The organism is Planktothrix serta PCC 8927 (genome assembly GCF_900010725.2).
Taxonomy (GTDB): domain Bacteria; phylum Cyanobacteriota; class Cyanobacteriia; order Cyanobacteriales; family Microcoleaceae; genus Planktothrix; species Planktothrix serta.
Map to the genome: position 1 here is coordinate 105492 of NZ_LR734871.1, position 16013 is coordinate 121504.

General features: G+C 40.2%; 12 protein-coding genes. 6 read left to right on the forward strand and 6 right to left on the reverse strand.

What is annotated here, in order from left to right; translation table 11 throughout:
- Positions 1-31: 31 nt before the first annotated feature.
- Entirely contained in the window at positions 32-895 is an 864-nt protein-coding gene (locus PL8927_RS13775) for a universal stress protein (RefSeq protein WP_083622446.1), read from the reverse strand.
- Positions 896-966: 71 nt separating this feature from the next.
- The gene (locus PL8927_RS13780) at positions 967-2448 is read right to left on the reverse strand and encodes a SulP family inorganic anion transporter (protein ID WP_083622449.1); all 1482 of its coding nucleotides are present in this window, start codon (positions 2446-2448) and stop codon (positions 967-969) included.
- Positions 2449-3034: 586 nt separating this feature from the next.
- On the opposite strand from PL8927_RS13780, the gene PL8927_RS13785 reads away from it, so the two are divergent.
- Both PL8927_RS13785 and PL8927_RS13790 read left to right on the forward strand, forming a co-directional pair.
- Entirely contained in the window at positions 3035-4033 is a 999-nt protein-coding gene (locus PL8927_RS13785; RefSeq protein ID WP_083622452.1) for a PRC-barrel domain-containing protein, read from the forward strand.
- 295 nt (positions 4034-4328) lie between these two features.
- Positions 4329-5735, forward strand: coding sequence for an ammonium transporter (locus PL8927_RS13790; protein WP_231506011.1), 1407 nt, complete (start codon positions 4329-4331; stop codon positions 5733-5735).
- Positions 5736-5904: 169 nt separating this feature from the next.
- Here PL8927_RS13790 and PL8927_RS13795 read toward each other — a convergent pair whose 3' ends face one another.
- On the reverse strand, positions 5905-6840 hold the full coding sequence (locus PL8927_RS13795) for a serine hydrolase (RefSeq protein ID WP_083622455.1): 936 nt from the start codon (positions 6838-6840) through the stop codon (positions 5905-5907).
- Between the two features lie 72 nt (positions 6841-6912).
- Between PL8927_RS13795 and PL8927_RS13800 the strand changes: the two genes are divergently transcribed.
- Together PL8927_RS13800 and PL8927_RS13805 are read left to right on the forward strand one after the other, a co-directional pair.
- Complete coding sequence (locus PL8927_RS13800) at positions 6913-7641, forward strand: C40 family peptidase (protein ID WP_083622457.1); 729 nt, start codon at positions 6913-6915, stop codon at positions 7639-7641.
- A gap of 13 nt (positions 7642-7654) precedes the next feature.
- Positions 7655-8665 carry a lysylphosphatidylglycerol synthase transmembrane domain-containing protein gene (locus tag PL8927_RS13805; protein ID WP_083622460.1) on the forward strand — a complete coding sequence of 337 codons (1011 nt, stop codon included), beginning with the start codon at positions 7655-7657 and terminating at the stop codon, positions 8663-8665.
- A gap of 200 nt (positions 8666-8865) precedes the next feature.
- Here PL8927_RS13805 and PL8927_RS13810 read toward each other — a convergent pair whose 3' ends face one another.
- Complete coding sequence (locus PL8927_RS13810) at positions 8866-9555, reverse strand: N-acetylmannosamine-6-phosphate 2-epimerase (RefSeq protein WP_197047414.1); 690 nt, start codon at positions 9553-9555, stop codon at positions 8866-8868.
- A 157-nt stretch (positions 9556-9712) separates the two neighbouring features.
- Positions 9713-11611 carry a hybrid sensor histidine kinase/response regulator gene (locus PL8927_RS13815; protein ID WP_083622463.1) on the reverse strand — a complete coding sequence of 633 codons (1899 nt, stop codon included), beginning with the start codon at positions 11609-11611 and terminating at the stop codon, positions 9713-9715.
- Between the two features lie 172 nt (positions 11612-11783).
- Between PL8927_RS13815 and PL8927_RS13820 the strand changes: the two genes are divergently transcribed.
- On the forward strand, positions 11784-13091 hold the full coding sequence (locus PL8927_RS13820) for a CBS domain-containing protein (protein ID WP_083622466.1): 1308 nt from the start codon (positions 11784-11786) through the stop codon (positions 13089-13091).
- 2 nt (positions 13092-13093) lie between these two features.
- Here the strand turns inward: PL8927_RS13820 and sbcD are convergent, their stop codons facing one another.
- Complete coding sequence (sbcD, locus tag PL8927_RS13825; RefSeq protein ID WP_083622469.1) at positions 13094-14317, reverse strand: exonuclease subunit SbcD; 1224 nt, start codon at positions 14315-14317, stop codon at positions 13094-13096.
- A 275-nt stretch (positions 14318-14592) separates the two neighbouring features.
- On the opposite strand from sbcD, the gene mgtE reads away from it, so the two are divergent.
- Positions 14593-16002, forward strand: coding sequence for a magnesium transporter (gene mgtE / locus PL8927_RS13830; protein WP_156093196.1), 1410 nt, complete (start codon positions 14593-14595; stop codon positions 16000-16002).
- The last annotated feature ends 11 nt before the right edge of the window (positions 16003-16013 follow it).

Below are 16013 nucleotides of genomic sequence, written 5' to 3' on the forward strand. Positions count from 1 at the left end.
TAAAGTTGCGGTCAGTTTAATGCTATTAATGTTAGCGGAACAGCAACACGGGAATATGGCTACTGCGGAGAATTTGAGCCGTTGTACTACCGATAACCAGATGACGAATGCGGCTATGTCCATAAGCCCCCATCATCAGCAGACTGATGTTATTTTCTTCTGCATACTGAGCGATCGCAATTTCTGGATTACCCTCTACAATGCAACAAGTTGGCTCAAACCCTGCCTTTTGTGCTTGTTGTTTGACATCATAAATTTGAGCTATTGCCGTTTCATCTTCTGAACTTTTAGCAACCGTAATAATATGCAATTCTAAGCCATTAAATACCTTGGAATTTCCCAGAAATTCTATAATTTTTTCACAGCTTGCACTACCATCATAGGCCAGTAACAACCGATAAATAGGCTGATATTGGCGAGAGGTAATTAAACAAGGTTTATGACTAGCACGGACAATTCGTTCCAGATTTGCCCCCAAATGTCCAGAGGCAAATTCCGCAGTTTCTCCTCGTTTTCCCAAAATAATTAAATCGGTTTGAGCTTCAAATTCATGCAAACAATCAACTAAAAATCCGGTTTCATGAATCAACTTAACTTCCTGAACTCCATAACTAGAAAGCACTTGATTTGCATTTTGTAAAATCAGTTTAGCCTGTTGATGGTTTAGTTTAGCTTTTTCCCGTTCTAATGCCACTAATTGATTCAGGAGGGCATCAGAAGCATCGATACCAATACTCCCACTTAGATTTTTAGCTTTTGCCGCCGTCTTATCCCTTGTATCGGTGACATACAGAACGTCTACACTTGCTTCTAATCGAGTTGAAAACCAGGCTGCATATTGATAGCTACTTTGAGAAAAAATAGAGCCATCAGTACATAATAAAATTCGTTTCATTTTGATTTGTCTCCGTTTTATTTGAATAATCGACAATGGAGCCGATACTGATAACTGAGCAATAATAACTGTTAATGACCTGGCATTTTTTCTGTTGCATCAGGTTGATTGTGAATCCCTAATTTCTCGATTAAAGTAGCACTGGCTTCATTGAGCCCTACCAATTCCACATCAGCCCCAGCCCGACGAAATTTGATCACGACTTGATCAATTGCAGCCACCGCCGATTGATCCCAAATATGGGCATAGCTAAAGTCTAGGGTGACTTTTTCTAGTTCTTCGTGAAAGTCAAAATTTGCTAAAAAATCATCAACAGAAACAAAGAAAATTTGACCTGCAATTTTGTAGGTGCGGTGCATCCCATCAGGACTCAAGAGTTGATCCACAAACACCACTTTAGCAATTTTGCGGGAGAAAAAGACCGTACTCAAAGCAATACCAGCCACAACTCCGATCGCTAAATTATGACTAAAAACGGTAATCAATACTGTTGTAATCATGGCGGCAGTTTCACTACGCGGAATCTTTTGAATCTGTCTTAAAGATGACCAATTAAACGTTCCAATGGAAACCATAATCATCACCGCAACGAGGGCAGCCATCGGAATTTGCCGTACCCAATTCCCCAAAGCCAAAATAAAGAAAAGCAGCAAAATCCCGGCACTAAATGTTGATAAACGTCCCCGTCCCCCAGATTGAATATTAATCACCGATTGTCCAATCATGGCGCAGCCAGCCATTCCCCCGAAGAAACTGGTAATAATATTAGCAATTCCTTGTCCTTTGGCTTCTTGATTTTTATTGCTGGGTGTATTGGTTAATTCATCCAACAAAGAAGCTGTGAGCAAGGATTCTAAAAGCCCAACAATTGCCAAGGTAATCGCGTAGGGAAAAATAATATTTAGGGTTTCTAAATTCAGAGGAACTTGGGGAATTAAAAAAGGCGGAAAAGTTGTTGGTAAATCTCCCATATCCCCAACAGTGGGAACCTTAATTCCAGTAATCAGAGAAATTGCGGTTATTGTAATAATTGCTACTAATGGCGAGGGCACAATTTTAGTTAATCGGGGTAGCAAATAAATAATTGCTAAAGCTGCTGCTGTCATCACATATACAGCAAAAGGAACATTGGTCAGTTGGGGAAGTTGGGCTAAAAAAATTAAGATGGCTAGGGCATTCACAAAGCCTATCATCACCGCACGAGGAACATATTTTAACTGTCGTCCCAACTTTAGCCAGCCAAAAATAATCTGAATTATTCCAGTCAAAATACCCGCAGCAAATAGATACTGTAAGCCATGATCTTTGACTAGAGAAATCATCAGCAGTGCCATGGCTCCAGTAGCAGCAGAAATCAATCCCGGTCGTCCCCCACAGATAGCAGTAACTACGGCAATGATAAATGAACTATATAGTCCGACTTTGGGGTCAACTCCGGCAATAATAGAAAAAGCGATCGCTTCTGGAATTAGGGCCAGTGCAACAACTGTTCCCGCTAAAAGATCACCTCGAACATTAGAGAGCCACTCTCGTTTCCATGCTGTAATATTCAATTTCCCTCCGTTAGACAATCAAATGTTTAAAGCCCCCTTGGATCATTTTGGTGATCACAAAGTTGACTTATCGCTATCATCAGTAATTAAAATTTCTCACTCAGGGAGAATAAAATTGTTGCCTAGTCTGCTTTTCTAGATTTGCTCTAAACAACCCTTGAAGAGATGTTCCCCATTTTAGGGTGGACAGGTTTGCTTGAAGCTAGATTTAAAAATACTGGCGAACATTAACATAGCTAAGGTATAAAGATTTCTAAGATGCCCAAATTTTAGATTTGATTGGGTTCAAAAAAGCATACCATCAAACCCAAGTAGATCGCTATCACCGATTGGCATGATCTCGGACGGATGACGGAAATTTGGGTCTAACTATATAATTAAGGCAGCAGATTAGCCATGCTCTACCCCCTGATAGGAACCAAAAACGAAATATTCTGATAGCATCAAAGAAGAGTGGATCATGGGTGGACTATCCACCCCCAGTAGAGGAAACCCGAAAAACTAATGGCATGGATACGCATCTACACCATTAGAATTTGTAGAGTAATCTGTATTTTAACAGTTAAAACTGAAATTCGCTATTAGCATGACATCTGAACATATCCGCCAACGCTCCGAAATTCTCGGCACTCAAGTAATCACCCGTGACAGAGGTAGACGACTTGGGATCGTCAGTCAGTTATGGGTAGACGTAGATCAGCGTGAAATTGTAGCGATCGGAATCCGCGATAATATTCTGGCGATCGCTGGAATGCCAAAATTTATGTACCTGAGTAGTGTCCGCGAAATCGGTGACGTAATTTTGGTGGATGATGATACCGTCCTCGAAGAAGACGTGGATGTAGAAGCCTACAGTACCCTGATCAATAGTGAAGTGATCACCGAAACGGGAGAACCGTTAGGGCGAGTCCGAGGGTTCAGATTTGATACCCGTGATGGCAAATTAGAATCCTTAATTATCGCCTCCATTGGTCTACCTCAAATTCCTGAACAAGTGATTAGCACCTATCAATTGTCCATTGAGGAAATTGTCAGTAGTGGCCCTAATCGCTTAATTGTATTTGAGGGTTCAGAAGATCGTTTACAACAGCTTTCTGTCGGTTTGTTAGAACGTTTAGGCTTAGGGGAAGCTCCTTGGGAAAAAGAAGAAGAGGGAATGTATTATCCGCCAACGGTTAAACCCGCTAACCAGTTAGGAACTGGGCTACCCCAAACCCCTCCCCAACGAGCGGGTCGCGCCCCTGCTGTGGCTCAGGAAGAAGCTTGGGACGAAAACGATGCTTGGGAAGAACATCCCGCCCCTGTTCAACCCCTGCGTCAACCCCAACCGATTTATGATGACTATGAAGAAGAGGATAACTGGGGCGATGTCGAACGGGATGAGGATGATCGCTATCGAGAACGGGAATTAGTTCCCATTGACCCTCCCCGTCAAGATCAAAAGCTCTACGCCAGAGAATTAAACTATGAATACGAAAATGAAGTAGATGCTAACGCTTGGAATGATGACGAAACTCCTCAACCCTATCAACCCCCCCGAATTAATATTCCAGAGAAGAAGAAAATGCCGGAATATGAGGAGTAAGACACCCGATTTAACAGGCAAGATGCCTGTTCCACACACCTGTTAACTAATCAACAAAAAACCCCCGGCATTTAGCTGGGGGTTAACTATCAGGGTGCATCTGATTTATTTATTCTCTAAGTTGGGAAATAATCCGGGTATTTTCCCAAAAGCTACTCTTGACGGTCTTCAGCAACGGTTAAAAAATTTTGATTCCCAGGATTTTGTATTTTAGAATACAGAATGACGATAAGAGTCAATGGGCAAAATACTAATTCATCTATTCAAGAGTAGTGGGTTATAGGGAAAGAGTAACGTGCTGAAAAAATTATTGATCGTGGGATTAGTTGCATTAGCTCTTTTGGTTGGGCCTTTGACGGGAACAGCCTGGGCGCAAGAGGCAGTAGAAAACCCCATTAATGTAGGGGATACAGCATTTATGCTGGTTTCTGCTGCCTTAGTGTTGTTTATGACACCAGGGTTAGCTTTCTTTTATGGTGGATTAGTGCGATCGCGCAACGTTCTCAACACGATGATGATGAGCTTCATCTTGATGGGAATTGTGGGTGTGACCTGGGTATTCTGGGGATATAGCCTCGCTTTTGATGTCTCTACTCCCGTCTCAGCAGGCTTTGGCCAAGGGATTGAACAGTTTATTGGCGGATTAGATTGGGTATTTTTAAATAAAGTCACAGCCGATGCGCCTGACCCCATTGGCTATGCCGGAACCATCCCCCACCAGTTATTTATGGTGTATCAGATGATGTTCGCCATCATCACCCCGGCCCTAATTTCTGGGGCGATTGTAGAACGGATGAGTTTTAAAGCTTATTTTTGGTTTGTCTTATTGTGGTCTACGTTCGTTTATTCTCCCTTAGCCCATTGGGTTTGGGGTCGGGGTTGGTTACAAGCCATTGGTTCCTTAGACTTTGCGGGTGGAACGGTGGTTCATATCAGTTCTGGTGTCTCGGCGGTGGTTATCGCTTGGATGATTGGCTCTCGTAAGCATTTTATGGTGCTTCCCCATGTTCCCCATAATGTTCCTTTTGTGCTGTTAGGAATTGGGATGTTATGGTTTGGCTGGTTTGGCTTTAATGCGGGTAGTGCTTTAAGTGCAGGTTCTTTAGCGACCGTTGCCTTTGTCGCCACGATGGTCTCAACCTCAGCCGGAGGGTTGACTTGGGCAATTGTGGAATGGATTTTACGCGGTAAACCCACAGCCGTTGGTACTGCTAGTGGTTTCTTAGCAGGATTAGTGGGTGTTACTCCCGCAGCCGGATTTGTTACTCCCGTTGGTGCAATTTTAATCGGTTCTATCACTGCCGTTTGCTGTTTCTATGCAGTCAGTTGGCGGGTGAAATTACAATTTGATGATTCTTTAGATACCTATTCTGTTCATGGCGTCGGTGGAACTGTTGGCGCTATTTTAACCGGAGTTTTTGCTACAAAAACTGTTAACCCTGCTGGATTAGATGGACTTCTGTATGGAAATCCAGGACAATTAATTCCTCAAATTATTGGGGTGATTGCTACTTATATTTTTGCAGCGGCTGGAACTTTTGTGATCATGAAAATTCTCGGTTCCGTGATGGAACTACGAGTTAAATCGATGGTCGAAGAACAAGGTTTAGATATTGATCAACACGGTGAAGAAGGGTATGGTGAAGACTTTGCTTCTGGTTTAAGTTTTGCGACTGAAACTTATACAAGAAAAGAAGGTTAGTTTCTAGCTATAGGAGGGAACAGGGAACAGGGAACAGGGAACAGGGAACAGGGAACAGGGAACAGGGAACAGGGAACAGGGAACAGGGGGAAATAACAATTCCCAATTCGTAATTCGTAATTCGTAATTCGTAACTCGTAATTCCTAATTCCCAATTCCCAATTCCCTACTATAAAGTTTTCATCGCTTCCACAACCTTTTGTGAAATAAAAGGCAACATTTCTTGATTTTTACTTTGAGCTTTTCCTTCTGTAAATACAACTAATATATAAGGTCGAGTAGCAGGAAGTTCAATATAAGCCGCATCATGACGAACTTGACTGGTATGTCCTGCTTTTGACCAGATTTTTGCAGTTTTAGGCAATCCATCTCCTAAAAAACCATTGACTTGATTCTCTGGATTTTCTGCTAAATCAGTGGGGTCAAGACTGCGTTTAATTAACTTCATCATTTGCAAGGAAGCAATAGAAGAAACCGCAACACCGCCGATAATACTATGCAATAATCGAGCCGTTGCATTTGTTGTTAACATATTGCGATTTTCCATTAATTCCCCTAAAAAAATTCGTTCTCGACCATAAGCGCCGTCACACCAGGTTTTTTGATTAACATTAATCGATTCAAATTCCGGCCAGTTGAGGGTTTGCAAATAACGGTTAACTAAATTGCGTTGACTTTTCCAAGTTTCAAACGGCCCTGTAGATAATTCTGGCCCGCTTGTGCTTCCCGTTAACACATCCACTACTAAACTGGTGGCATCATTACTAGAATCAATGATCATATCTCTAGTTGCTCGTTCCAATTCTGGGGTTGTTCGTAACATCCCCTTTTCTTTCCATTCAAAAACAGCCACCAGATAAAATAATTTCACAATACTGGCGGGATAAATTCGTTCAATTCCGCGATAGTTAAATCCCCGAACAGGATATTTCCAAAATTCTTCCGGGGTTAACGCGCCTCCGGTATTGACAGAAATCGGGGGGTCATAAACTAACCAGGTTATCGCCAATTGATTTGCAGCTAAACCTGGAAATTGTGTGCGCGTTGCATCTATAATGCCTTTGCCAAGGGTTTCTAATTGTTCATCGGAATGGAAAAAAGTCATTTCGGTTGACAGTTGACGGTTAACAGTTGACAGTTGACAGTTGACACCTATTCCTCTATCGGCTTATCTAAGATGGTTGAATGTTTATCAAATCCGATTGAGTATTCCTGTAGAGAGAATTTAGATCTCTATGATGCGACCGAGTGCCAAACTTTAGCAACACAAGCGAGGAAAGGTCGTCATTTACGTCTATTTCCTGAACCCCAAAATCATATTAGTAATTCACCCAGTATTTTAGTACAATTATGCGAAGATGATTATACTGCTTGGTTAACCACTTCAGATCGGAATCAGCTAGAGATTGCTACTCAACCCTATCAAGCCCAAATTTGGTCAGAAGATCAAATTCAAGCTGCAATTCCCCAGATTATTCAGTTTACACAAGCCGCAATGGCAATCCCCAATTATTACCTTTGGGGAGGAACAGTCGGCCCTAATTATGACTGTTCGGGTTTAATTCAAGCTGCGTTTGCTGCGGTCGGAATTTGGATACCCAGGGATGCTTATCAACAGGAAGCCTTTACAAAATCAATGGCTTTTAATCCTGAACAATTAGATTTTTCTTGTCTTCTCCCCGGAGATTTAATATTTTTTGGAACAGCCCAAAAAGCCACTCATGTTGGATTGTATCTCGGAGGAGGAGAATATATTCACAGTTCAGGAAGAGAACACGGTCGGAATGGAATTAAAGTTGATATCTTATCACCCGAAGGAGATGCCTGTATTCAATATTATTTTCAACACTTGCGGGGAGCAGGGCGAGTTATTGGTAGTTATCAACCTGCTTCTGTATTTCATTAATTAGGACGCTAAAATGCAACCCACAAAAATTAAAATTCAGCCCTCCCAGCCTTTGGTAGAACCTCAATCCTCTGGAGGTTTATTTAAACCCATTAAAGTTATCCTCGGTTTCTTAAAACCTTACTTAAAATGGATGATTTTAGGGGGGACGTTATTTTTCTTGGCTGCTAATTTTAGAACCCATTGGCAAGCTATTTCAGAAATTGAAATCACTTCAACGGGATGGATGTATCTTTCCTTAGCCTTATTGGTGACGCTTTTGGCTCACCTTTGGTCGGGATGGGTTTGGTTAATTATTATTCGGATGTTCAAACAACCCGTTAGAACCCGTTGGGGATTACAAGTTTATTTAATCACAAATATTGCTAAATATCTACCCGGAAATATTTGGCATTTTTATGGGCGAATTGTAGCGATGAAGGATTCGGGTGTGGCTCTGGGAGTTGCAACTTTGAGTGTATTACTCGAACCGTTAATGATGGCAACAGCAGCATTAGGAGTGGCTTTAATTAGCTATCATAGCCCCTTTTGGATGTTGCAAATTCTCGGTTTAATTGCTTTGGGAATTGGGATTCATCCTCGAATTTTAAACCCTATTCTTAAATATTTAGAAAAATCAAAATTAAAAAAGAAACCGCCTAATCTCCCCGAACCTCCTTTCTGTCAATTAGAGTCTTATCCGATTAAACCTCTCCTCGGAGAAGTGGGATTTATTGGATTAAGATGGTTAGGGTTTATGTTCACTTTATTGGCATTACAGCCCCTGCGTTTTGATCAGATTCCCCTATTATTAGGTGCTTATAGTTTAGCGTGGTTATTAGGGTTAATCATTCCGGGTGCACCAGGAGGATTAGGGGTGTTTGAAGCCACGGCTTTAGCCTTATTGAGCCATCAATTTTCTACTCCTATTTTATTAAGTGCGATCGCTTTTTATCGTTTAGTCAGTATTATCTCTGAAACCGTGGCTGCATTATTAGCACAATTAGATCGAAAATTCTTCGACAATTCTCATCCCATTCAATAAGATGGAACAGGCATCTTGCCTGTTATGTTATCAGAAACCGGGTTTCTTCAACGAGATTTCTGTTATTCAGCAAAGATTAAGACAGAAACCCGGTTTCTTATTCCCTACTATCTGTCAGCGATTTTTCCTAATATCAGAAACCGGGTTTCTTCAACGAGATTTCTGTTATGCAGCCAAGATTAAGACAGAAACCCGGTTTCTTATTCCCTGTTATTAATAGCTTTTTGATACGCTTGAACAAGGAGATCAATTCCTGTAATCGCCGTTCCAACAACTACTGAATGGGCTCCTAAAGTTAAGGCTTTTTTAGCCATTTCGGGTGAGGAAATTCCGCCTTCACAAATAATAGGAACTTGCAACTGATTAACCATTTGGGTTAATAAATCAAAACCGGGAGGAGATTGATCTTGGGTGGCTTTTGTATAACCATATAAGGTGGTTCCCACACAATCTGCACCCGCTAATTCTGCTTCTATAGCAGCCTCTAAACTATCTACATCCGCCATCACCAATTTGCCTAATTCTTGATGAATTTTGGCAATTAAATTCTTAACCGTTTCTCCTTGGGGACGTTCGCGGAGGGTGGCATCAATGGCAATGATATCAGCCCCCGATTTTGCGATCACTACGGCATCTTCAAATCGAGGTGTAATATATACATCAAACCCCGGAATTTGTTGTTTCCAGAGTCCAATAATCGGTTGAGAAACCCGTTGACGCACCGCTTCAATATGCTGAGGAGTATCAATTCTCACCCCTACAGCACCTCGATTAATAGCAGCTTTAGCCATAGCTGCAATCACAATAGGATCATGCAAAGGAGAATCAACAGGTGCTTGACAGGACACAATTAATCCGTGAGTTAATGTTAACAAAAGATCAGATTTCATGGTTAAAAATAAACCCTAAAGGACAAAAGTTGTTAATATAGCAATCCGTGTAGGATTTGTGAAAAAATTCTGTAGGGGTTTGGTCTCCAAACCCTCTTTATATCTGGGTTTGGAGACCAAACCCCTACGATAAAATATTACAACCTATTTAGGACTGCTATATCATTTTATTGAGTAACTCATCCGGTTGAATTGGTTTTGTTAAACAATCATAATTTTTAAAAGCGGAATTAAACTTAGATTCAGAATAACAGCTTTCATGAGTTAATGCTAAAATTTTCATCTTTTGGGTGTGGGGTTGATGATGGAGTTGCTTCAGAATTTCATAACTGACTTGTCCCGGTAAATTCAGGTCAATAATTACCGCATCCGGTTGTAATAATTCAATTTGTTGAACGGCGGTAAACCCTTCCATTAACCAAACCATTTGATATCCGGCGGCGGTTAATAAATCACAAATTAAAGTCGCGGTTTCTTCATCCCGTTCAATTAAAACACACTTGCGGTGAGGAGAATTCAGAAACCGGGTTTCTGTCTTAATCTTGGCTGAATAACAGAAATCTTCTAGAGAGGTTTTAAAGGAGGATTCAGTCATTTTACCTTGAGATTTTTTAGAGATCAAGGGTAAAGCGGGTAAATGTACTGTAAAGATTGAACCCACTCCAATTGTTGATTGAAATTGAATCACGCCGCCATGTAATTCTACTAATTGTTTTGTTAAAGCTAACCCCAAACCTGTACCTCCATACTGACGATCATAACTCGAATTTAACTGCTGAAATTTTTCAAATAAAAGGGATTTTTTATCATCAGGAATGCCGATCCCTGTATCTTCAACTTGCAAAATAGCAATATTATTCTCTACTTTTAGTTTCAAAGTGACTTGTCCCCCATCTGGCGTGAATTTGAGCGCATTTTCTAATAAGTTAAATATAATTTTTTGAATGCGCTTTCGATCTCCTGTAAACCGAGTTTGATTTGATTTAAGTTTCAGATCAATCGTGAGATTTATTTGCTGAGTTTGAGCTTTTTCTTGAAAACTTTTTAACGTTTGGCGCACTAATTTGGATAGAGAAAATTCACTAATTTGGAGAACAGTTTTTCCCGCTTCTACTTGAGATAAATCCAAAATATCATTAATCAATTCTAATAACTTTTCCCCACTATCATGAATTATTTTTAAATAGCGCTGTTGCTTATCGGGGGACATTTGTTGATTAGTTTGTTGTTCTCCTGAGTAACGTAATAATGTTTCGGAAATTCCAATCACACAGGTTAAGGGGGTGCGTAATTCGTGGCTCATCGCTGCTAAAAATTGGCTCTTAGCCCGGTTTGCGGATTGGGTTCCTAATAAAGCATCCTGAAGGGCTTGGGTTCGTTCTCGGACTCGTTGTTCTAGGGTTTGTTTTTGTTGTTGAACTTGAGCATAAAGTTGCGCCTGGTGAATCGCAATTGATAAGTGTTGGGTAATTTGGTTTAAAAACCGTTTTTCCATTGTTTCCCACTGACGTTCTTCTAAACATTGATGAGCAATTAATAAACCCCATAATTCCTCCTGAACAACAATCGGAACGACTAATATTGATTGAACTTGAAATTGTTTTAAAAACTCAATCAAACAAGTGGAGGAATGATAAGCTTCTTCAAGATTAGAAACGGATTGAATCAAGCCTTGGCGATATTTATTCTGAAAATCACACCCATATTTTAAACAATACTGATCTTCGGATAAATTTAAAACCGAAAGAATCTGATCACAAGAACGCGCTTCGTAGGTAACTTTTCCGAGAGGACTCCCTAAAGCACCTTTTCTAAGGGACTTGGGTTGTTTTTTTGTTGTTGTTTCTCCTTCAAAATCAATCCTATCTGTCTTTAATATCGATGAGTGGTGTATATTAAATTGATAGATTAACAACCGATCCACTAATAAAAATTGGCGCAACTGCTCAACCGCCGTTGACAAAATCACCGATAAATCCAAACTCTGGCGAATCTGAGTTGTGACTTGATTCAGGAGTCGCTCTTGTTGAAGCTGCTGATATAGGGGATCGTCCACAGGCTTATATAATCGTCATTCTAAGGAATAAGGGGAGGAAGAAACAAAGCAAAAAGATTGTAGCCATTTTTGTAGCTATTAACAAGTTTATGATTCTAAACTTGACAGAAAAGTCTTACCTGATCAGTATGATCTTGGAATAACCTCTGTTTGCGTTGAACCGCCAAAATGAATGAGCAGCCAATCTCCCATAACTTTCGATTCTACCTTAGCTTATGTCCTTTCTCATGACTTTCAAGTCAGTTCTACCACTTTAGGACTGATTGTTGCTAAGAAGTTCGCCCAAAACCCTGATTTACCTGGAGTGATTGTCATGGATGGGGATCACTTTTTAGGGATGATTTCACGCGCAAAGTTTCGAGAACAGATGAATACCCCGCAGCGAGAAAATGTTTATTTCAATCGTCCAATTCAGATGCTTCTCGATTATCTCAGAATTCCTGCTTTGATGCTGGATCAAAATTGTAAGATTACCAATGCTGTCAATAGTGTATTAAATCGAGCTAAAGAATTGATTTATGAGCCGATTGTTGTGGTTTTTGAAAATAATATATTTCGGATTCTGGATGTTCAAGCTTTGTTGTTAGCTCAAAATCAACTCTTAAATTATTCTCAGAATATAATTCAACAACAACAATCTCAAATTGAAAAATCTTTTCAAGGGATTGAAAAGGAAAAAAACAAACTTAAAGAGTATAGTAAATATTATAAAGATAAACAGGAATTTGTTAAAAAAAATTATGAGGATTTTTTAAAAGTTAAGCAGCAAGAAATTTTTGAAACCGCCCAAAAAATCACTGAAATCAACGAAGACTTTTTACAAATTAGTCAGTTAGTAATTACCGAAACTAGCAAATCTTTTCATTCAATTTTTTTAAATACCCATTCTATCAATGCTAATACCAATCAAATTAAAGAGATTAGCGAATTGATTTCTAAAGATTTAGAATCGATTGACTCAGCTTGTAATTTAAGTGGTAAGATTCTTCAACAAATTCGTCATCTGGCTGTACAAGCATCTATTATCGCCTATCAATCTCAATCAGCCCCCCAAGGATTTAGTAGAATTAATGCAGAAATTAATCAAATGCTCAATCAAATTTTAAATGTGAATCAGCAGATGAACAAAGTTGCTAATCATTTTAGATTTCATGTTCAAAAGCTTCAAGATATTTCTGAAAGTGAAACCAGTATCGCTCGCTCTATTCTCCTGAAAGTAGAACGAGCAGAAATGGTGGTTAAGGAATTAGAACACCTGATTGATAATTATGACCCAAATTTGATTGTTTTAATCGTAGAACAAGCGAAAAATATTAGTCCTGAATTGATTCCAGCCTTCGCTCCTAAACTAGAAAAATTAGAACTTTCTCCCGAAGAAAACCTAACTTCAGACTCAAATCCTCAACATTTAATTGGGTTAATTGAACGCACCTTAAAACACCGAAATCATTCTCATTCTTCTCAAGGATCTCAAGAATAATTCTATTTTTCTCCCGCTAACAAAAGTTGAGCGGCTTCCATCATTTCAGATTGAATTAAGCCCAAATCTTCTCGACTCGTTAAATAGGTTTTTAAAGCTTCTAAAGGATCAATACTACTTCCCCCATCCAATTCAGGTAAACGGGGTCTCGCTAATTGACTCACTAATTCCGGTTGAATAGTATAGGTGTGTGCGCTACTTAAAAGCTGATGCAATTCGGCGGTATTAATCAAATCTAATTGATCTGAACGCAGTTGATAAATTAAGCGGACAACGGCTTCTTGAATCTGATGTTTTTGAATCGCCTTAATTAATATTTGTTGGGGATCATCGGTTTTAGAAAGATCAACTTTAATCGTACAAAAAGCCCGGACAGGTAAGACACAAAACTCCCATTTGACTTGACCTTTTTCAATTTCAATTAATACAAATCCTTTATCCTCTTTCTCTTCACTGAAATCAACTCGTTCAATACTCCCTGGATAAATCACAGGGGGATCATTCGTCCGGTTGAGATTTTGATGTTTGTGAACATGACCTAATGCTACATACTCAAAACACGATCGCGTTAATAACGAAAGCGGAATATTAAATCCTTTACCAACCGCTAAAAATCGTTCCGCCCCTAAATTCGCTTTATCTGCCATTAAATGGCCTAATAAAACCGTTGGTAATTCAGGATTTAAACGCCGAATTTCTCCCTCTAACGCAACCGTTAAACGATCAATTAACAGTTGATTCACCGCTTCTAAAGATAGTCCTTCGGTTTCAGGACGAGTTAATAGAGTTGAACGAGTTAACCAAGGTAAAGTAATCACTTGAATAGCGCCATTTCGAGTTGAAATGGTATGGGTTTCTAAGCTATCACCCACCACAAACCCTGGAACCCCTAAAGTCCGATAAATTCCTAAACTAGCACCTCCCTGTCCCTGAGAATGTTGATCATGATTTCCGACTAATAAAACCGTCGGAATTTCTGCATCTACTAACCGCCGAAATTGTGCCGCAAAAGCTTGTTTAACATAAGGAGCAGGAGTCGCATCAGGAAAAGCATCTCCTCCAAATAATACTAAATCAACGGGTTCTGCGATCGCCCGATCAATACAACGTCCCAAGGTCGCCTTAAAGTCCTCTAAGCGAGTATTTAACCCGGTTTCAGGATTAATTCGTCCATGGGAAAAACTACTCCCTAAATGAATATCCGAAAGATGCAATATTTTAACCATTGCTGAGTCTACTTAAACTGATTAATTCTAGTATAATCGTCCTGGAGATAATTGTGATTTAAAATATAGGGATAATCGAGCGATCGCCCTGAATCAAACAGCTTTTATACCCAACAAAGATGATTTTCTGCCATTGAATTGATCCTCGATAACCCCATCAAAGGGGAAAAGGTTTTAACTGCTTTAATTTTTAACTGTTTTATGCTTTGGACAAAACAACAATCACCTGTTAACCCCTAACGCTTTAGACTGAATGGAGAACCGTTTTAGGAGGGATGCCTTTGACTGAAGCCAATCACTCGATACCCCCAGCGTCAACAATCTCTCGCAAAGAGTTACGCGAGTTAGTGCGGACGCAACTGCAAATGTTACTGGAAATAGGGGACTTGACGGCGGCTAAAAGCATTCTCAAACCTGTACAACCGACGGACATCGCTGAAGCCATCGAAGGTTTACCCGAAACTATGCAGGTGATTGCTTTCCGTTTGCTGTCTAAAGATGAAGCCATCGAAGTTTACGAACAGCTTGACTCCAGCGTCCAACAATCCCTGTGCGAGAAATTCAAGCGCCAAGAAGTCATCGACATTGTGGATAAAATGTCGCCGGACGACCGAGCGCGTTTATTTGAGGAGTTACCCGCCTCGGTAGTGCGCCGCATCGTGGCGGAGTTAAGCCCCACAGAACGTCAATCTACGGCGTTGCTATTGGGCTATGAAGCGGGAACCGCCGGACGGATTATGACGCCGGAGTATGTTTCGCTGAAAGAATATTTTACCGTTAGCCAAAGTTTAGAACGAATTCGCAGTTTAGCCCATGTCACAGAAACGATTTATTCACTCTATGTTACGGACTCAGATCGGCGCTTATTAGGAATTTTATCATTGCGAGATTTAGTTACGGCCCAACTGGATCAAAGTGTCGGTGAAATTATGAATCAGGATATTGTTTCTGTACAAACCGACACCGATCAAGAAGAAGTAGCTGATATTATTCAACGGTACGATTTTTTAGCAATTCCAGTTGTCGATAGTGAACGGCGATTAGTGGGAATTATTACCGTTGATGATGTGTTAGATATTATTCAACAGGAAGCGACGGAAGATATTTATGCTTTGGGGGGTGTACAAACCGATGGTGATAATTATTTTCAGGCAAACTTGCTCACAATTGCCCGGAGACGGGTGGTTTGGTTGTTAGTTTTACTGTTAACAAATAGTGTAACAGGTTCAATTTTGAAAAGTCAGCAAGATCTGTTACAACAGGTTGTAGCCTTATCGTTTTTTATTCCTTTACTAACGGGAACAGGAGGCAATGTGGGGGCACAATCTTCTACCGTTGTGATTCGGGGGATGAATACCGATGAAATTCGGGCAATGGGGCCATTACAAGTGATTGTACGCGAAGGATTAGCCGGAGCGTTGTTAGGTTCAATTTTAGGAATTTTAGCGACAATTTGGGCGGCTATATTTGTGGTACAAGGAAATTTATCCGTTGCTTTAGCGGTGGGGATCAGTTTAGTAGCGATTTCTATTTTAGCATCGGTGGCGGGTTCATCTTTGCCGTTTTTATTCCGTTCATTAAAATTAGATCCGGCTTTAATGTCTGCACCGTTTATTACAACGGCTGTTGATGTTTTAGGGGTTTTGATTTATTTTAATTTAGCTCGATTGATTTTGCAAATTTAGGGGAAATTATC